Raw genomic sequence first — 19,711 nt, 5'->3', positions numbered from 1 at the left:
TTTAATAAATAGATGTATTTGTATCATTCATGTTTTCGAGCTTCTCTTTTACACTAGCTAAGAAACGTCCACAAACTAAACCATCTAATACTCTATGATCAAGCGATAAGCATAAGTTTACCATACTGCGAATCGCAATCATATCACCAGCATCACTTTCTATAACAACAGGACGTTTTACAATCGATTCAATTGATAGAATTGCGGCTTGGGGATGATTAATAATCGGTGCTGAGAGTACTGAGCCGAATGAACCGGTATTGTTTACTGTGAAGGTTCCACCTTGCATATCCTCGCTACTTATTTTCCCTTTGCGTACTTTATTCGCTAAGTCTTGAACCTCTTTCCCTAATCCTTTAATTGTTTTCTCATCCGCGTTTTTTAGTACTGGAACAAATAAAGCTTCCTCTGTTGCTACAGCTAGTGAAATATTGATATCTTTCCTTTGTACAATGTTATCTCCTGCCCACATTGAATTAAGCTGTGGGTATTCTTTTAGTGCTTCTACAGTTGCTTTAATAAAGAATGGAAGGAACGTTAGGTTAAAGCCTTCTTTTTCTTTAAAAGAATCTTTTATTTGATTTCGATACTTCACAAGATTGGTTACATCTACTTCAATGGTCATCCAAGCATGTGGCGCTTCATGTTTACTCTTAACCATATTTTGTGCGATTTTCTTACGCACACCAGAAACAGCAATTTCCTTATCTCCTTTGGCCATATCAATAGACACTTCTTTCAAAGGTGTTTCTTCAACCTTTGCAGAGGGTTGATCTTGAACCTTATTAGTTACAGCTGAATCTAGTTTAGTAATAGGGTTAAGCTTTTCTCCACTATCAATTAACCGTTGAAGGTCTTTACGTGTAATACGACCACCTTTACCTGATCCAACAACATGTTCAAGGTCTATATCGTGTTCTTGTGCCATACGAAGTACTGCTGGTGAATAACGACGTTTCTGTGATTGATCAGATTGGGGGTTAGGCGCTTGACTCGTAGAACTTTGCAGATTACTACCGGAAACAGCATTATTAGAAGTAGTAGTCTCCCCTTCTACGTCAATTGTACAGATAACCACTCCAACTTCGACCGTTTCATCCTCTTGAACACGAAGCTCTTTAATCGTCCCTGTGTACGAAGATGGGACCTCTGCATTTACTTTATCGGTCATGACTTCTGCGATTGGATCGTATTTATTAACAAATTGACCTGGTACTACAAGCCATTTGCTAATGGTACCTTCAGTAACACTTTCCCCTAACTGGGGCATCGTCATTTCTGTCGCCACTCGCTTCCCTCCTAGCGTTTTAAAATTCAGCTAACTCACGCATCGCTTTTTCGACCTTATCCGGATTAATCATAAAATACTTTTCCATCGTTGGAGCATATGGCATAGCGGGTACATCAGGTCCTGCTAATCGTTTTATAGGAGCATCCAAATCAAATAAGCAATGTTCAGCAATAATAGCAGCTACTTCACCCATAATGCTTCCTTCTTTATTATCTTCAGTAATAAGTAACACTTTTCCTGTTTTGCTTGCCGCTTCTATTATCGCTTCTTTATCTAATGGATAGACCGTGCGCAAGTCAACAATATGAACATGAACCCCCTCTTTTTCAAGGCGTTCAGCTGCTTGCAAGGCAAAATGAACCGCTAAACCATACGTAATGACAGTAATATCTTCACCTTCACGCTTCACATCAGCTTTGCCAATTGGCAGTGTATAATCATTTTCTGGAACTTCACCTTTAATTAAACGATAAGCACGTTTATGTTCAAAGAATAGGACTGGGTCTGGATCTCGTATAGCTGCTTTTAATAAGCCTTTCACATCATATGGTGTTGAAGGCATCACAATTTTCAATCCGGGTACATTGGCAAAAATCGCTTCTACTGATTGAGAGTGATAGAGTGCTCCATGAACGCCCCCACCATAAGGAGCTCGGATTGTTATTGGACAGCTCCAATCATTATTCGATCGATAGCGAATTTTTGCTGCTTCAGAAATAATTTGATTCACAGCTGGCAGGATGAAATCAGCAAATTGCATTTCAGCAACAGGCTTCATCCCATACATTGCTGCTCCAATTCCGACACCTGCAATTGCTGATTCAGCTAACGGTGTGTCAATTACTCGCTGCTCACCGAATTGTTCATAAAGTCCATTGGTTGCTCTAAATACTCCACCTCTAGCACCAACGTCCTCTCCAAGTACAAATACTTTCTCATCGCGTTCCATTTCTTCTCGTAATGCTAGTGTTACAGCCTCGATATAGGAAATAACAGCCATCTTATTCTCCCCCTTTCTACTCTTCTGCGTACGTGTACTTCATAACACTTTCTGGATCTGCATATGGAGCCTGTTCTGCATATTCAGTCGCATCATTAATAATAGCTTCTATTTCTTTCTCTATCTTGCTTTCTATCTCTTCTGTTAAAACACCAGTTGCTTTTAAATAATCAGTAAAAGTAAAGATTGCATCAAGCTTCTTCGCTTCTTCCACTTCTTCACGCGAACGATATGCACGATCGTCATCGTCACTTGAATGAGGAGTTAAGCGATAAGATAGCGTTTCAATAAGAGACGGGCCTTCTCCATTTCTCGCACGATCAGTTGCTTCTTTAACCGCTTCGTATACGGCTAAAGGATCATTACCATCAACCGTTACACCTGGCATCCCATAACCAATTGCTCGGTCTGATACCTTTTCACAAGCTAATTGCTTCTCAATCGGAACCGAAATGGCGTATCTGTTATTTTCACACATGAAAATAACTGGAAGCTTATGGACCCCTGCAAAGTTAGCTCCTTCATGAAAGTCTCCTTGATTCGATGACCCTTCGCCAAACGTTGTGAATGTAACAAAATCTTTGCCTTCCATTCTGCCACCCAACGCAATTCCAACAGCATGTGGCACTTGGGTCGTAACAGGCGAAGATCCAGTTACAATACGATTTTTCTTTTGACCAAAATGACCAGGCATTTGACGTCCACCTGAATTAGGATCTTCAGCTTTAGCGAATGCAGATAACATTAGTTCCCTTGCTGTCATACCAAATGTTAATACAACCCCCATGTCACGGTAATAAGGCAAAATATAATCCTTTTTATTATCTAGTGCAAATGCTGCCCCAACTTGCGCCGCCTCCTGTCCCTGACATGATACGACAAAAGGAATTTTTCCTGCACGATTTAAAAGCCACATACGTTCATCAATTCTCCGTGCAAGCAACATCGTTTTATACATCTCAACAACCGTTATGTCAGATAGACCCAATTTTGAGTGTCGATTTTCAGTCATCTTACTTCCTCCCTCATGAAAACTTTTTATAAATGAATGGCAAGACCATCAACAGCCAAAGCCGCTTCGCCTATAACTTCGGATAATGTTGGGTGTGGATGAATCATTTCAGCTACTTCAAAATGAGCAGCATCTAACACTTTTGCTAAAGCTGCTTCCGAAATAAGGTCTGTAACATGAGGGCCGATCATATGAACACCCAAAATATCGTCATTCTCCTCATTAACAACAACTTTCACAAACCCATCCGACTCCCCGAAAACTAAAGCCTTACCAATTGCTTTAAAAGGGAATGATCCAATCTTCACATCATAACCTTGAATGCTCGCTTCCTTCTCGGTCAATCCGACACTTGCTATTTCAGGATTACTATAGATGCATTTTGAAACCGTATCATAATTTAACGGTTCAGGATTTTTGCCTGCCATATGATCGACAGCCACGATCCCCTCATGGGAGGCAACATGAGCTAACTGCATTCCACCGATTACATCTCCTATAGCATACATATGTGACTCTTTCGTTTGATTAAATTCATTAACTGTAATCACACTGTCTTCAACTTGGATATCCGTATTTTCTAAGCCAATATCAGAAACATTGGCTCTTCGGCCAACCGAGAGTAATAATTGATCGGCATGATACGTTGTCTCCTGTCCATTTTGCAGAACACTAACCGTAACACCTTTTCCTTTTTCCAATGTCTCTGGTAACACTTCAGCATTAGTAACAATCTTAATCCCTTTAGATTTTAGAACTTTTGTTGCTTCCTTGGCAATATCAATATCTTCGGATGGAAGTATTTGTTCACTATATTCTACAACCGTAACATCTACCCCAAAGTCATTTAGCATCGATGCCCACTCAATTCCAATGACTCCTCCACCTATGATTATGATAGATGTCGGCAATACATCTAGGGAAAGAGCATGGTCTGAATTCAGTACGTATTTGCCATCGGCTATTAGCCCCGGTAGTTCACGTGGAGAAGACCCTGTCGCAATAAGAACATACTTTGGAATCAGCATTGTATTCTCTTCCCCATCGGAACGCTCTACAGAGATCGTCCCTGGTGTCGGCGAGAAAATTGACGGCCCAAGAATACGACCTATACCTTCATACACATCAACCTTCCCTTTATTTAACAAGTGCTTAACACCACGATGCAATTGGTCGACAATGGAATCTTTTCTTTTCTGAACTTTGCTAAAATCAAGGTTCACTTCTCCAGTGACAACGCCATATTCATCTGCCCTCTTAGCCGTGCTATACACCTCCGCACTCCGTAGTAAAGCCTTACTCGGAATGCACCCATTGTGTAAGCAAGTCCCTCCGACCTTTTCTTTTTCAACAACGGCAACTTTCATGCCGTGTTGTGCCGCGCGAATGGCAGCAACATAACCACCTGTCCCGGCTCCTAATATAACTAAATCGTATTCCTCAGCCATGCTTGTTCCCTCCCTAAAAGGTTGTATTACTTTTTATCTACGGGATAAAATATGTTGACCATTCTGTAAAAATTGGCGTCTTGATCTCCTCATACGTTCGATTCTCTCTTCTGCCATACGATCTGCAGCTTTAAATGTTGGAATCTGATCACGTTTGGCAATTTCAAATACTTTTTCTATATTTTGATAAATGCCCTCTACTTTCTTTAACGCACGCTCACTGTTATATCCACTTAACTCATCTGCTACATTTATTACTCCACCTGCATTAATAACATAGTCCGGTGCATAAACGATGCCCATTTCATGAATTAAACTTCCATGACGTTCTTCTTTCAGCTGATTATTTGCAGCCCCAGCAATAACTTTGGCTTTTAACTTTGGAATCGTTTGATCATTAATGATCGCTCCTAATGCACATGGTGCAAAAATGTCACAATCCACACCGTAAATGTCAGAAACATCAACTACTTTCGCATTAAAGTCCATAGCCGCACGTTGAACAGCCTCTTTATTTATGTCCGTAACAATTAAAGATGCACCTTCTTCATGTAGATGTTTACATAAGTGATAAGCAACATTCCCCACACCTTGAACTGCAACCGTTTTTCCAGCTAACTCATCTGAACCGAACGCTTCCTTAGCTGCGGCTTTCATACCTACATAAACCCCATACGCCGTAACTGGTGAAGGATTACCAGATGAACCGAATGCTGGTGAAATTCCTGTTACATAATCTGTTTCTTCATAAATAGTATCCATATCTTGAACAGTAGTACCGACATCTTCTGCTGTAATATAACGACCATTTAACCCTTGAATGTAACGTCCAAAAGCACGGAACATCTCTTCACTTTTATCTTTTCTTGGGTCACCAATAATAACGGTTTTTCCTCCTCCAAGATTAAGTCCCGCAGCGGCATTCTTATATGTCATCCCTTTAGCTAAACGTAATGCATCCTCAAAGGCATCAGCCTCTGTATCATACATCCACATTCTTGTTCCTCCTAGAGCAGGTCCAAGAGTTGTATCATGTATCGCAATGATTGCTTTTAAGCCAGATAATTTATCTTGACAAACTACGACTTGTTCATAATCGTAGGTTTCCATATATGAGAATAAATTCATGTTGTAGCCTCCTTGAATAAGTCATCTTTTTTCAGATGACTCTTTACCTACTTTTTGCAATTTCTATGCCACAAAGTTAAAGTAGGCATACCTCTTCTTAGTCTTCACAAAACGATTACATTCAAAAATAAAACGCGCAATTTTTTTCATGTTTGCGCAATTATTTGCATGCAAAATTACGCAATACCATACTTTTCAATTTTATAATATAAAGTCCGAATCGAGATTCCAAGGGCTTTCGCTGTCTGGGTTCTGTTCCCTTTGTTGTCTTTAAGAGTCTTAGTAATGATAGCTTTTTCATAATCATTCACTAGCTGTTGGAGATCACCTGTTTCTGTTTCCCCATTAATATTGCCATTAGGCATCAAAGCACTTGACGTTTCAATTGGGGGAGACAAAGGAGGTAAATGATGTCGTTCTATCCGTTGACTAGCAGGCTCCATATAAATCATTGTCCTCGCTAAAACATTCTCGAGCTCACGAACATTCCCCGGCCATTGATAACGGCATAAATAAGCTAACGCCTCTTCCGAAATCGATTGAATATATCGGCCATAATCGCTATTTAACTTAGATAATAAATGAATTACGAGCAATTCAAGGTCATCCGTTCTTTCTCTTAAAGGAGGAATCGAAATCGGAAATTTGTTTAGGCGATAATAAAGGTCTTCACGAAACCGTTTATCACTAATCGCCTTTTCCAAATTTGTATTTGTTGCTGCGATAATTCGAACATTGATGGAAGTTGGCTTTGTCCCTCCAACCTTGACAATCTCTTGCTCTTGTAACACTCGCAGTAATTTCGTTTGCATCGAACTCGAAAGTTCCCCTAATTCATCAAGAAAAATGCTGCCTTTATTTGCTTCTTCAAACAAACCACGTTTTCCTCCACGTTTTGCCCCAGAAAATGCCCCTTCTACATAACCAAATAGCTCACTTTCAAGTAAATTTTCCGATAAAGCTGCACAATTCACTCTAACAAAAGGATAATTCCTACGAGTACTTTCATTATGTATAGCATGAGCAAATAATTCTTTGCCTGTTCCTGACTCCCCCCTTAACAAGATTGTTGCTGGCGTTAAAGCAGCTAATTTCGCCTGCTCAATTGCCATTTTCATTTCTGTAGACATTCCAACAATCTCATTAAATGAATACTTCGCTTCTAATGTTTCTAGGCGCTTGTTTGCCTGCTCAAGCTGAGAATGTAAAAAATTCAATTCAGAAACGTCATGAATGACTCCAATACTGCCACGTTTTTTGCCATCAACAGTTATCGGAGCAACGTTGACAATAACATCTCTTTTATTCGGACCGACCTTCAAAGGAACTCCTCTTACAGCTTTACCTGTTTCTAGAACTTGAAGATGCATACTCTCTCCTTCAGATATATCAGCTGTAGCCGGATGCCCTATCACTTCTTCTGGTTGCAATCCCGTTAATCTAGTGTACGCTGGATTGATCATTAAACCAATTCCGTTCTCATCAACAACAGAAATAGCATCATTTGAAGATTGAATAATGGCTTCAAGTAACGTTTGTATATTTCTTAAACTAACTACTTGATCAGACATTGATTCGATATCCGTTACATCTTTAAAGACGGCTAACGCTCCGATGCAACGTCCCTTTTCAATCATCGGTACCCTAGTTGTGACAATACTTGTCCCGTTTTGCAATTGTTGTCTTCGATTTTCCTCAGCGCGTTGAGTTTTCAAAACGCGAGGTAAACCAGTAGAGTGCATAACCTCAGTTATAGAACGCCCAATTACTTTTGTAGCATCTAATCCTGATATACGTTCAGCAGCCTCATTAAAAATTAAAATAGTTTCATCTAAATTGATAGCAATCATACCATCATAGGTTGAATTTAATATCGTCTCTTGTATCGACATCTGTTCATTCAAACATTGAATCAGTTCATCTTTCTCATGCAATAAGGAATAGAAAAGACGCGCAAGTTGAGATGGAACTATCGTTGTTGTTGGTCGGATCGTTTTTCTTATTTCTATTAGTACATTGGGATCACCAGTAGATTCAAAAATAAAATCAACCTCTTCATTTTTTAACTCTTTCCAATCTGATCCAGTTCTTACATTATGTAATTCTGCCTCTTTCATACCCGGGGCTGTCTGCTCTAAATCATACACTGCTATAACTTGAATGTATTCCATATTCATGAGCATCTGAAACAAAGCTGTCCCACCTCGACCAGCACCAATGATAACTGCTCGTTTCATTAATTAGCCCCCTTTTATGACTTGGTCTTAACTTCTACTAACAATTATCCTCCTTTATCATTACGCAAATGACACAAAAATGCAACCTCTAACATGTACACAATGAAGATTTTTCGTTAAGATAGTATTACAGTATATATATGAAAGAGGATGCGCTTCATGGGACGCTTTATTGCTTTAATGATTCTAGTTATACCAGGAGTAATTGCAGGTTACGGGATTAAATTAATGAGAGACACCATTTTTCAAATAATTAATAGCCCTTTTCCAAATTTATCGTTGCAGTTTTTTATCGGACTTGTTTTATTCTTTGCTGGGTTAAGTTTTATCGGTGGCTTTATTTTTTATCGCGATCGAAAAAACGGAAAAATCGCTCCCAGATTTCAAAGAAAAAAGTAAAATTTAGGGTGACTCCTAATTAATGGAGTCACCCTCTTTGCTGTTTATTTATCACACCAAGTTCATCAATCATTGAAAGGATTGTCGAGTTTTCAATAATCTTAGAGAATGAATACTTCTCGGCTAACGCAATAAAAGCGAAAATGAAAAAAAGCGTAATCATTTGATTGAGAATTGATAAATGGTTAACGATTAATACTGCCAAAATTGCTCCAATCACCGTTGCCCCATTATCGCCCAACATAGCCCTTTGCGAACCTTCAATTACAAACCAAACAATAAAGACAAAAGCTATCATCGACATCAAAAGCAAGGAGGACGAACTACTTATGGTTATTAGTGTGACCATCAAACAAATGGCTACCTTCCATACTCTTAATGGCCTTGTATCAAATAAATTCATAAGATGAGGAAGTCCAGTTAATAACAGCAGCGCAACTACAGTTGCTAAAAATGACGACAATGGCTGCATCCACAAGAAAAATAATGCAGCCACAATTGTTCCTACTGCCTTTAGCAAACCAGTTGTTATAATGCCTTTATCAAGCGCATAAACCATATGTCCTTTTAACCCTTTTGGGTAAGGCTTACCGAAGACATCATCAATAATCCCAAGCACCCAAATAGAAAGTATGAATATCAAGGTACTCAAAGTGATTGATTCATTATTTTGTGGTGTAAGCAAATAGAAATACATATAAGCATAAACAATGATTACCCCTATACTATAAGGTATATACTTTCCTTTGTAATTCAGTACACCTAAGTTCAACTTATGAAATAGTAGTAAGCTCCCATAAGCCACAGCTAGCAAAGATAGAAAAAAGATCAAAGTCATGGCCTGACTCCTCTTAGTTGTTTTTCAATATCAGTCCATTGTTTGAAGCGATGTAGAAACCCTTTTAAATCCCGTCCCATTTCACGGTGTTTCATATTCGTTGGAATCTCAAGACATCGAGCCCCTGCTCTTAACAAATCAATGGTCATTTTGGTCTCTATCCCAAAACCATGATAAGTTTTATTCAGCAATACTGATAACCACTTTCGGTGGAACGCCCTTTGACCAGATAATGGCGCCTCTAATTTTATCCCCGTTTGGCGATAGACTATAGCTTGTGCCCTCCGTTTTACAAATCCCATTCCAGCTTTACTACCTGGCCTTATAATCGAGATGGTCATATCAGCCTTCCCCTGCTTAATTGGATCGATAAGAGAGAAAACTTCACTTGCTGATTCTTCAAGATCAGCATCTAAACAAACAATAACTTCCCCCGTCGCCTCACACCATCCACGTTTAATCGCGTAGCCTTTTCCTTGATTATCAGGGTATGAGATCACATTATCCGTATACTTTTTCGCTATTTCTTCTGTTTTATCCGTACTACCATCATTGACAATAATGATTTCAGAAGTTTTAGTTAGCTGATTAGAAATTGCTTTTATTGTTTTTTCAATGCTCGCTTCTTCATTGTAAGCAGCTATTATAAATGAAGTATCAATCATGGCGAAGCACCTCTTTCTTTTTCCATGGGGACACACGATCACCGATTACGTGTTGTAACGTTTCGAAGATTGATCGTTTCATTTTCTTCTTTCTTTCTCCTAAAGGAAACATTGATGGTGGACTAATCAGTGTATGAATTCCTTTTAAATCAGTAATTTTCTCACCTGCTTGAATACGGCACAACCAAGTAGATCCCATACCAGCTCTGCCTTTTTCAAGGAATTCTGTCATGCCCGTTCGACAACCTATCAGATACATTCGTTCTGCACCTGACCAATATGATGCTGTTATAGCTACATCTTCACTCGTTCCTACAAAACGAATTGTTTCGGCTTGTAACCCCATTTCTTTTAACCTTTCTTTCCCTGGTGAGTAACCATTCAAGTGTTCATGACAAATAAGTTTCGCTCCACAGTGTACAGCGTTTTTACTAATTGAATCCATATCCCCAATTATAAAATCAGGTATTATTTTCTGCTTAAGAAGTCCATCAGCAGCTCCATCAACCGCTACTACAACTTTATTTTTTTTCTTCAGGATATGACGTATAGCTTTAATATCCTTCTCATACTTCGTATTCCTTGCAACAATGAAAACATCTTTCTGATTCATAACTGATAGCGATGAAGGAATCGACGGGTCTTCTTTAAACCAATCACATTCTTTTTCTGCATATTTTAACGTATTTTGTACAAAATTTATAAATTGATTTGAATAGTTTTCCATTGCCAATCTGCCTTTTTGCTCAATAAGCTTTTCTGTATACGGATGCAGCTTTGCAACTAGGATAGGCTGTTCTTTTTCATTAATATAAAACTCGTTTGAGAAAATAATCGCCTCTTCTCCTTGAAACGTTCTATCCTTTTGAAACGTTTGTTCAATATCAAAAACCGGAATTCCAGCACGAAGGAGATTATGGACATGATGTTGCGCATATTGTCCAGTCATTGAAGTTTTGGCATTAATGACCGCTTTCACCTTGGCTTCAATAAGTCCATCCACTGCTACTCCATCCAAATCCTCGTGCCATAAAAATACAATACTCCGACTAGGTAGATAATGTAGCAATTTTTTAGTATGTTCATGTTCATAGATAGGTCCTTTTATAAGATTCATCATATGAAAACCCTCTTTGCACCGTTTGGTCATAATATGAGCAGTTTTCACGATTTTATTTATCAATCCCGAATAGAACTTTTATTTAATTATATCTAACAATTTCACTAGCAATTTTCTTTCTAAAAAAATTGAGGAATCAAACTAAAATTTTTCTACTTAATGTTGCAGCAATAAACACTACAATATCACCCTCTTTCACTGTTAAATTATGGTCCTAGCTATTTTTCACGGGTGACGATGCCTCCAATTTATACTCTTAGATAGAAAAAACATTTGTGCTTGAATATCAAACACAAATGTTTTTTAATCTCGATCTTTATTAAATTCATTTCATGAAACTTTATGCTCAATCCTTAACTTATCAGCAACCATGGCAATAAATTCAGAATTAGTAGGTTTTGCCTTTGAATGACTTACTGTATATCCAAATAAACTTGAGATCGAATCAATATTACCTCGACTCCATGCAACTTCAATAGCATGTCGGATTGCACGTTCAACCCTACTAGATGTCGTATTGAATTTCTTAGCGATATCGGGATATAAAACTTTAGTAATCGAACCCAATAACTCAATATCATTATAGACCATTGTAATAGCTTCTCGTAAATACATATAGCCTTTTATATGAGCTGGTACCCCGATTTCATGAATAATACTCGTTATGCTTGCATCTAAATTAAATGTTTGATTCTCTGCTGCTTTCGGACTAGAAATAAATGAGTTCATCGGTGCTTGTTGCACAAAAGATTTTGATTGTCCACTTACTTCACGAATATTAGAAATAAGTACTTCCATATCAAATGGTTTTAGGACATAGTACGCAGCTCCAAGGTCAACTGCCTTCTTCGTAACGTCCTCTTGCCCAAACGCTGTGAGCATGATTATGTTCGGCTTATTACTCATGTTTGTCTTATTAATTCTTTCCAATACCGCCAACCCATCTAAATGGGGCATTATGATATCCAAAATTAATACATCTGGTTTTTGATCCTCAATTAAACTTAAGCATTCTTGACCGTTATACGCAGTTCCTATAACTTCCATGTCATCCTGAGCTGTTATGTATTCATTGAGTAGATTGACTAACTCACGATTATCATCAGCAATACAAACTTTTATTTTTCGCACGGAAAAGCCTCCTCTGTCCTTTTATCTGCCATAACTTAGGTTTTCGACAATGATTTTTAAATTCCTTTATTTTTTCAAGATTTATTTAGGTTTTTTTACTATTGCTAACTCATTCTTCTTTTTACTACTTATTTCGACTTGATTTGCGCATTGACAAATCTCAAAGTTTGACTTTGTCGAATTTTCTTTAACAATTTTATCATACCACAAAAAAATACGGAAAAGAAGCCAAAACGAATTAACTCGCTTTGGCTCCCTGTTTATTTGTAAAATGATCAGTAACCCCTGCTTCTTCCAGCATCCAACTGATGTGGCATCCATAACCACTCGTTGGATCGTTAACAAAGACATGAGTTACTGCACCAATAATTTTCCCATCTTGGATAATAGGACTTCCACTCATCCCTTGTACGATTCCACCTGTGGCTTCAAGTAACTTAGGATCAGTTACTTTGATCACCATTCCTTTTGTAGCCGGTTGCTTTTGCGGAACCGAGCTTACAATTTCAATATCGTATTCTTCAACATCTTCACCTTCTACTACGGTCAAGATTTTCGCCGGCCCTTCTTTTACATGTGTTGAATGAGCAATCGGCATTTTTTTATCATGAATATCATTTTTTAAGTTTGCTTCTTTCAATGTCCCAAATATGCCAAAGGGACTATTTTTTTCAATATTACCTAATACATCTCGTTTGTTAGATAAACTTGCTAGTTTTTCTCCTGGGTCTCCATTACTACCTTTTTCAATTGATGTAACTGAGGATCGAATTATTTGACCATCGTGAACAACAATTGGTTTTTGGGTGTCCACATCAGAGATGACATGACCCAAAGCACCGTATTTTTTTGAATCAGGATCATAAAAAGTTAATGTTCCTACACCAGCTGCTGAATCGCGAATATAAAGCCCCATACGATAAGAATGCTCTCCCTTTGCTTTAATTGGCGTCAAATCTTTTTTTATCAGTTCATTATCACGTTTTACCTCAATTTTTAATTTGCGCCCTTCTTCACCAGCAGCCTGAACATACTCTCCAACTTGACTCATACGTTGAATTTCATGGTCATCAATTTTTGTTATCATGTCACCGACTTCAATTTCAGCTACTTCACCAGGTGATTTACTTCCATCTTCACTTTCAATTAAATGGTGACCTACAACAAGGACTCCTTCTGTGTTGAGTTTTACTCCAATTGATTGTCCACCAGGGATAACTTCCGTTTTTGGAAGAACATTAACATCAATACTTTTAACAGGAAATCCCGCAACTTCAACTGTAGCTTTATCACTTGCTTCTTTTTCGCTTGTTCCACTCATTTGAAAAGTAAGTGCTGATGGCGCAGCAGTTGCTGTAACAGCTTTAAGTGATTGAGTTGCATCCACAAGTGGTGCTAATTCCCCTTCAAAGACAGTCATTGATGTGGGAACTTTAACCCATTCACGTACACCATCAGAAAAACCTAAACTTACTATAAAAAGCAAAACAAGAATACCTATTGTTTTTCTTACTGCATCGCCTCTCACTCACTTCACTCTCCTAGCTCCTTGCCCACACACCTCCGTTACTGGCTGTAATATTAATGTTGCCTTCGAGTGCAACATTTATAACTAGAAGAAAAAGAAAAAAGCTATCCTTTTTTGGCTAGCTTTTCAAGCTGGTTGTTTATGCGATTTGGCAAGTTCTAACAGCTCTTTCGCATGTTCTCTTGTTAATTCTGTAACTTCTACACCTGAGATCATTCGAGCAATCTCATTTATTTTCTCTTTTGTTGATAATTGCTTTACCGTCGTTTTAACTCGGTCATTTTCTTCATGCTTTTGAATGTAGAGGTGGAAATCTGCCATTGCAGCGACTTGAGGTAAATGAGTAATACATAAAACTTGAGATCCAATTGAAATAGTATGAATCTTCTCAGCGATTGCCTGTGCCACCCGACCACTCACTCCAGTATCAACTTCATCGAAGATTACGGATGTAATCCCTTGTTGATTAGAAAATATCGATTTTAAAGCAAGCATTATACGCGATATTTCACCTCCTGAAGCTATTTTTGATAGTGGTTTCAATGGCTCTCCAGGATTTGTAGATAGGAAAAACTCCACTGCATCAACCCCTTCTGAACTAAATGGAATCGTCTTTCCGTTTATCACTGGGGAATGTTTTGTAGGAGCTTTTTCTTGAACCCTAACATCAAAGATCGTTTTCTCCATATACAATGAACGTAACTGCTCATGTATAGCTTCTGTTAGCTCTTTAGCTGCTTGTTTTCGAATGTTTGTAAGTGCCTTTGCTTCTATTACCAAATCCTGCCATAAACCATCTAATTGCTCCTGAAGCTTTATGATTCGATCATCTTTATTTAGAATAGAGTCTAACTCCTCTTCTATTCTTGATGCATAAATCAAAATATCATCAACGTTTTCTCCATATTTTCTTTTTAATTGTTGAATTTCATGGAGTCGTCCTTCAATAAACTGTAACCGATTTGGGTCAAATTCAATTTGCTCAATCCGATCTCTAATTGTATATGTTGATTCTTCTAATAAATAGTAACTACTACTAACAGTTTCAAATAGCTCTTTAAGCTCATCATCTATAGACATAGCTTCTTCTAAATGTGAAACTGCATTTGATAAGTAGTCAAGTCCTTTTCCCTCACCATACAGACTCAAATAGCTATCTTGTAACAATGAATACAACTTCTCACTATGTGCTAATTTGTGTCGCTCATTCATTAACTGATCATCTTCACTCGGTTGAAGATCCGCTTTTTCAATCTCTTCTAATTGATACTGAAAAAGATCTACTTTTTGAGCCATTTCTTGCTCATTTTTGCTGAGCGATATCACTTGCTTTTGGAGATTTAGAGCGCGTTGATATAACGCTTGATATTCTTTTTGAGTTTTGGTTAGTTCATTAAAAGCATATCCATCTAACATCGTTATATGTTCTTCTGGCTGCATCAAAGTTTGGTGTTCATGCTGACCATGAATATCAACTAACGCTTGTCCGATTTCACGTAAAATCGCTAACGTTACCAATTTACCATTGATTCTGCAAATACTTTTCCCTTGAGAGGTAATGTTTCTTTGTAAAATTAGCATTGCATCCTGTGAATCAATACCAAATTCCAAGGCTTTCTGTATAACAGGATGGTTTTCGTCAACTATGAACAACCCTTCTATTTCTGCACGCTTTTCTCCATGCCTAACAAATTCTGCAGAGCCTCGTCCACCAAGCAAGAGACCAATTGCATCAATTAGGATCGATTTACCTGCTCCAGTTTCTCCAGTTAAAACTGTTAATCCTTTTTCAAACTGAACAGTTAGTTCATCGATAATCGCAAAATGTCTAATTGATAACTCAATTAACATATCATGTCACACCCTTACAGCATCTCTAAAAATCGTTGCGCGATATTTGGTCCTTCTTCTTTCTTCTTACAAATAATGAGGATTGTATCATCTCCACATATCGTTCCCATAACTTCGCCCCAATCCAAATTATCAATTAGAGCTCCTATCGAATTAGCATTTCCCGGCAATGTCTTCATAACAATCAAATTATCAGCAAGATCAATACTAACAAAACTATCCATTAAAGCACGTTTAAGCTTTTGGAGAGGATTAAAGCGCTGATCTGCAGGGAGACTATACTTATAACGACCATCTATCATAGGGACCTTTACTAAGTGCAATTCCTTTATATCTCTTGAAACCGTCGCTTGTGTTACGTTATAGCCAGCTAAGCGTAATTCTTCCACCAATTCATCTTGTGTTTCTATTTCATTGTTTGCGATGATTTCCCTTATTTTTATATGTCTTTGTCCTTTATTCATTTTTTCCCACCTATTTCTATAACTTACATATCTTCATTATCTACGTATTGAGCTACTAATACAACATTTATGGTCGAAATTTGCTGAGAAATAGAATAAAAATTCATCTTTTATGATGAAAATGCATAAATGAATTTCTTGATAAACAAAAAAACTCAGTCAATGAGCGACTGAATTTTTTTCAAAACTTATTCCTTTGAAGCCATTTTGAACGAAAGATGAGCTTCATCGACAACCTTCAAAATATTAATGTTCTCATTAATTAGGCTTTTTTCTGAATTTGATTTTAATTGAAGATGCATTAGAAATTCAATATTACCTTCTCCACCAGTTATTGGCGAAAAACTTAAACCAGATACAAGGAAGCCTTCAGAAACAGCAAACTCCGTAATTTTCTTTAAAACTTCTTCATGTACGTGCTTCTCACGAACAATTCCTTTTTTACCTACCTGTTCGCGACCTGCTTCAAATTGCGGCTTAACTAAAGCTATTACATCACTATTAGGAACAAGAATTGTTTTAAGCACAGGTAAAATTAATTTTAATGAAATAAAGGAAACATCAATTGTAGCAAATTGAGGCAAACCTTCCTTTAAATCATCTGGCTTCACATAACGAAAATTTGTCCGTTCCATCACAGTGACGCGCTCATCCTGTCTTAGCTTCCATGCTAATTGATTATAACCAACATCTAATGCATAAACACTTTTTGCACCATTCTGTAAGGAACAATCGGTAAATCCTCCTGTTGAAGCACCAATGTCTATAACTACTTTATCCTTTAAACTAAGCTCAAAAAGAGAAATTGCTTTTTCAAGCTTTAGACCACCACGACTAACATACGGAGAAAGTTTTCCTTTTAACTCAAGAGGAGTGTCTCGATCAATTTTTACTCCTGGTTTATCCAATCGCTCTGTACCTGAATAAACAAGACCTGCCATAATTGATCGCTTCGCTTTCTCTCTTGTCTCAATCAATCCTCTTTCCACTAGTAAAACATCTAAGCGTTCTTTCTTACTCAATATCCGTTACGCCCTTTGCCTTTTTTTTGGCAGCATTGTAATGAGTTGGTCTGAGACATTAGCTGAAGTTAGTCCAATCTCCTCAAGTAACTCTGATACGCTTCCATGCTCAATAAATTTATCAGGAATTCCCATACGCTTTACTTCCATTTTGTGATAGTCGTGGTCATGGAAAAACTCTAATACAGCACTACCAAAGCCACCTTGAAGAGCAGCTTCTTCTAATGTTAAGACTGGCATTTCCACCTTAGCTAACTCATGTAACAGCTCTTCGTCTAATGGCTTGGCAGAATTTGCATTCACCAATTTCACATCAAAGCCTAATTTTGATAGTCGATCTACCACTTCTTCAGCTACAGGGATCATCGTTCCAAATGTTAAAATACAGGCATCCACACCTTCTTTTAACGTTTCCCATTTACCAATTGGTAGCTGCTTTAACTCTTGGTCCATCTTAACACCATAACCATTTCCTCGAGGATAACGGACAGCAATTGGACCATCCTCATAACTGGTAGCCGTATAGAGCATATGCTGCAATTCATTTTCATCTTTTGGCATCAGAATTTTCATATTAGGTAAATGTCTAAGGTATGCAATATCAAAAACCCCTTGATGCGTTTCTCCATCTGCACCAACAAGACCTGCTCGATCAATTGCAAAGACAACGTTTAAATTCTGTCTGCATATATCATGAACGACTTGATCATATCCACGTTGTAAAAAGGTTGAATAAACTGCGAATACAGGTTTCATGCCCTGTGTAGCAAGTCCTCCAGCCATTGTCGTTGCATGCTGTTCTGCAATTCCTACATCAAACATCCTCTCAGGAAACTCATTAGCAAACACATCTAACTTCGTTCCACCGGGCATTGCTGCAGTAAGGGCAACAAGTCGCTTATCTTCTCGCGCAATCTTCTTTAGCGTTTCAGCAAATACACCACTATAGCTAGGTGGTCCTGGTTTTTTTACTACTTCACCAGATTCAATTTTATATGGACCCAAACCATGCCATGTTCCTTTTGCATCGTTTTCGGCTGGCTCATACCCTTTTCCTTTTTTCGTCAACACATGAACAAGTACTGGCCCTTTTGTTTTTTTAGCATATTTTAAATTTTCTTCTAAGTCATCGAGGTCATGTCCATCTACAGGCCCTAAATAAGTAAAGCCCAGCTCTTCAAAGAAAATACCTGACACTAATAAATACTTCAGGCTATCTTTAACTCGCTCCGCAGTCGATGCTAGTTTCCCACCAAATGCCGGTATCTTCTTAATCAGTTGTTCAAGCTCTTCCTTCGCTTTGTGATACTTACCAGCAGTTCTCAAGCGACCGAGTACGTTATGCAGCGCACCAACATTTGGTGCAATTGACATTTCATTATCATTTAAAATGACAATCAAATCGGTTTGTTCATGACCTATATGATTCAATGCCTCAAGCGCCATTCCACCTGTTAAAGCGCCATCACCAATGATCGCCACGACATTTTCATCTGTTCCTTTTAGGTCTCTAGCAGTAGCCATTCCCATGGCAGCAGAAAGAGATGTAGAACTGTGTCCAGTCTCCCAAACATCGTGCTCACTTTCATTGCGTTTCGGGAAGCCACATAAGCCTTTATATTGACGAAGCTTATCAAATTGATCTGCACGACCTGTTAAAATTTTGTGAACATATGCTTGATGACCAACGTCCCAAATGAATTTATCTTTCGGGCTTTCAAAGAGATGATGTAAAAGAAGTGTTAGCTCAACAACACCTAAATTAGGTCCGAGGTGTCCCCCTGTTACCGACAATTTCTCAATTAAAAAATGTCTAATATCTTCTGCGAGATCTTCAAGTTGTTTTCTAGAATAATTTTTAAGATCGCTTGGGTCTTTAAATTCCTCTAGTTTCATAAAGGAACCCTCACTTTCGAGTCAGTTTGTCTTTTTTCTTTGTTTTACCATTTGACATTACTTTTATATTCAGCTTAACCTCTAAAAAATATAATAATCTACCCACTTGATAGATAATTGGAGTCGAGTAGTGAATGGCAAGTGTTTTTCCGACTGCTTTTCCACCAACCGTTAAAGCGGCTACAACACTTGTAAAAAGAATCGAAATGGCAAATTGTTGTATTGATGTCTCACCATAACCTAATTGAATAGATAATTGTAACACAACATACGCCGAGGCAGTCCCACTAATAATACCAGAAATATCGCCAATTACATCATTACAGAAATTTGCGAATTTATCTGCATTCCTTGTAATTAACACAGCGTGCTTTGCTCCATGTAAGCGCTCCGATGCCATCGCATGAAACGGTTTTTCATCTGCTGCAGTTGCGGCTACACCTATTGTATCAAAGAACACACCTAAAAACACAATAATAAAGACAATCACCATTCCGATTGCCCATGTAACTCCACTTAAGATAAACGTGGAGATAACTGAAAAAATAGCCGCTAACACTAGTGTGATAACGGCGATTCCCAAACTCCAATGTATTGACTTCTGAAGAGGTTTCATAATTTTATATCTATCACCTTTGATATTAATCTATGTAGATTTTGGAGTGGTCATTTAAAGAGTTA

At 37.9% G+C, this 19,711-nt stretch carries 17 protein-coding genes; 1 reads left to right on the top strand and 16 read right to left on the bottom strand.

Annotated features, from left to right (window positions below; all coding sequences use genetic code 11):
* Position 1 precedes the first annotated feature (1 nt).
* The 6 genes from AC1FXZ_RS02880 to AC1FXZ_RS02855 form a co-directional block, all read right to left on the bottom strand.
* Entirely contained in the window at positions 2 to 1,276 is a 1,275-nt protein-coding gene (locus AC1FXZ_RS02880) for a dihydrolipoamide acetyltransferase family protein (protein ID WP_480051098.1), read from the bottom strand.
* A 31-nt stretch (positions 1,277 to 1,307) separates the two neighbouring features.
* Positions 1,308 to 2,291, bottom strand: coding sequence for an alpha-ketoacid dehydrogenase subunit beta (locus AC1FXZ_RS02875; RefSeq protein WP_480050802.1), 984 nt, complete (start codon positions 2,289 to 2,291; stop codon positions 1,308 to 1,310).
* A 16-nt stretch (positions 2,292 to 2,307) separates the two neighbouring features.
* The gene (locus AC1FXZ_RS02870; RefSeq protein ID WP_480050800.1) at positions 2,308 to 3,303 is read right to left on the bottom strand and encodes a thiamine pyrophosphate-dependent dehydrogenase E1 component subunit alpha; all 996 of its coding nucleotides are present in this window, start codon (positions 3,301 to 3,303) and stop codon (positions 2,308 to 2,310) included.
* A gap of 26 nt (positions 3,304 to 3,329) precedes the next feature.
* Positions 3,330 to 4,751, bottom strand: a complete 1,422-nt coding sequence (gene lpdA / locus AC1FXZ_RS02865; protein ID WP_480050798.1) for a dihydrolipoyl dehydrogenase — start codon at positions 4,749 to 4,751, stop codon at positions 3,330 to 3,332.
* A gap of 33 nt (positions 4,752 to 4,784) precedes the next feature.
* A complete protein-coding gene (gene bcd, locus AC1FXZ_RS02860; protein WP_480050796.1) occupies positions 4,785 to 5,879 on the bottom strand; it encodes a branched-chain amino acid dehydrogenase in 1,095 nt (364 codons plus the stop codon).
* A gap of 176 nt (positions 5,880 to 6,055) precedes the next feature.
* Entirely contained in the window at positions 6,056 to 8,116 is a 2,061-nt protein-coding gene (locus AC1FXZ_RS02855; protein WP_480050794.1) for a sigma-54 interaction domain-containing protein, read from the bottom strand.
* A gap of 159 nt (positions 8,117 to 8,275) precedes the next feature.
* Here AC1FXZ_RS02855 and AC1FXZ_RS02850 point away from each other — a divergent pair, with 159 nt between their 5' ends.
* The gene (locus AC1FXZ_RS02850; protein ID WP_480050792.1) at positions 8,276 to 8,515 is read left to right on the top strand and encodes a DUF2627 domain-containing protein; all 240 of its coding nucleotides are present in this window, start codon (positions 8,276 to 8,278) and stop codon (positions 8,513 to 8,515) included.
* A gap of 28 nt (positions 8,516 to 8,543) precedes the next feature.
* On the opposite strand, the gene AC1FXZ_RS02845 is transcribed toward AC1FXZ_RS02850, so the two are convergent.
* The 10 genes from AC1FXZ_RS02845 to AC1FXZ_RS02800 all read right to left on the bottom strand — a co-directional run bounded on the left by AC1FXZ_RS02845 (position 8,544) and on the right by AC1FXZ_RS02800 (position 19,646).
* A complete protein-coding gene (locus AC1FXZ_RS02845; protein WP_480050790.1) occupies positions 8,544 to 9,353 on the bottom strand; it encodes a hypothetical protein in 810 nt (269 codons plus the stop codon).
* Entirely contained in the window at positions 9,350 to 10,018 is a 669-nt protein-coding gene (locus AC1FXZ_RS02840) for a glycosyltransferase family 2 protein (RefSeq protein ID WP_480050788.1), read from the bottom strand. The genes AC1FXZ_RS02845 and AC1FXZ_RS02840 overlap by 4 nt, the downstream gene beginning before the upstream one ends.
* Positions 10,011 to 11,138 (bottom strand): putative cytokinetic ring protein SteA, encoded by a 1,128-nt coding sequence (gene steA / locus AC1FXZ_RS02835; RefSeq protein WP_480050786.1) that lies wholly within the window; start codon positions 11,136 to 11,138, stop codon positions 10,011 to 10,013. Before steA ends, AC1FXZ_RS02840 begins: the two co-directional genes overlap by 8 nt.
* A gap of 330 nt (positions 11,139 to 11,468) precedes the next feature.
* The gene (spo0A, locus tag AC1FXZ_RS02830; protein ID WP_480050784.1) at positions 11,469 to 12,269 is read right to left on the bottom strand and encodes a sporulation transcription factor Spo0A; all 801 of its coding nucleotides are present in this window, start codon (positions 12,267 to 12,269) and stop codon (positions 11,469 to 11,471) included.
* A 238-nt stretch (positions 12,270 to 12,507) separates the two neighbouring features.
* Positions 12,508 to 13,797 (bottom strand): SpoIVB peptidase, encoded by a 1,290-nt coding sequence (gene spoIVB, locus AC1FXZ_RS02825; protein WP_480050783.1) that lies wholly within the window; start codon positions 13,795 to 13,797, stop codon positions 12,508 to 12,510.
* Positions 13,798 to 13,923: 126 nt separating this feature from the next.
* Positions 13,924 to 15,648, bottom strand: a complete 1,725-nt coding sequence (gene recN / locus AC1FXZ_RS02820; RefSeq protein ID WP_480050781.1) for a DNA repair protein RecN — start codon at positions 15,646 to 15,648, stop codon at positions 13,924 to 13,926.
* Positions 15,649 to 15,662: 14 nt separating this feature from the next.
* Positions 15,663 to 16,112 (bottom strand): transcriptional regulator AhrC/ArgR, encoded by a 450-nt coding sequence (gene ahrC / locus AC1FXZ_RS02815; RefSeq protein ID WP_480050779.1) that lies wholly within the window; start codon positions 16,110 to 16,112, stop codon positions 15,663 to 15,665.
* A 188-nt stretch (positions 16,113 to 16,300) separates the two neighbouring features.
* The gene (locus AC1FXZ_RS02810; RefSeq protein ID WP_480051096.1) at positions 16,301 to 17,137 is read right to left on the bottom strand and encodes a TlyA family RNA methyltransferase; all 837 of its coding nucleotides are present in this window, start codon (positions 17,135 to 17,137) and stop codon (positions 16,301 to 16,303) included.
* A gap of 3 nt (positions 17,138 to 17,140) precedes the next feature.
* Positions 17,141 to 19,030 carry a 1-deoxy-D-xylulose-5-phosphate synthase gene (gene dxs, locus AC1FXZ_RS02805; RefSeq protein ID WP_480050777.1) on the bottom strand — a complete coding sequence of 630 codons (1,890 nt, stop codon included), beginning with the start codon at positions 19,028 to 19,030 and terminating at the stop codon, positions 17,141 to 17,143.
* Between the two features lie 10 nt (positions 19,031 to 19,040).
* Positions 19,041 to 19,646, bottom strand: a complete 606-nt coding sequence (locus tag AC1FXZ_RS02800) for a hypothetical protein (protein WP_480050775.1) — start codon at positions 19,644 to 19,646, stop codon at positions 19,041 to 19,043.
* Positions 19,647 to 19,711: the final 65 nt, after the last annotated feature.

Source organism: Halalkalibacter sp. HAAS-P014 (assembly GCF_056619965.1).
The sequence above is the reverse complement of the archived record's forward strand: the minus strand, read 5'-3'. Positions and strand labels throughout refer to the sequence as shown.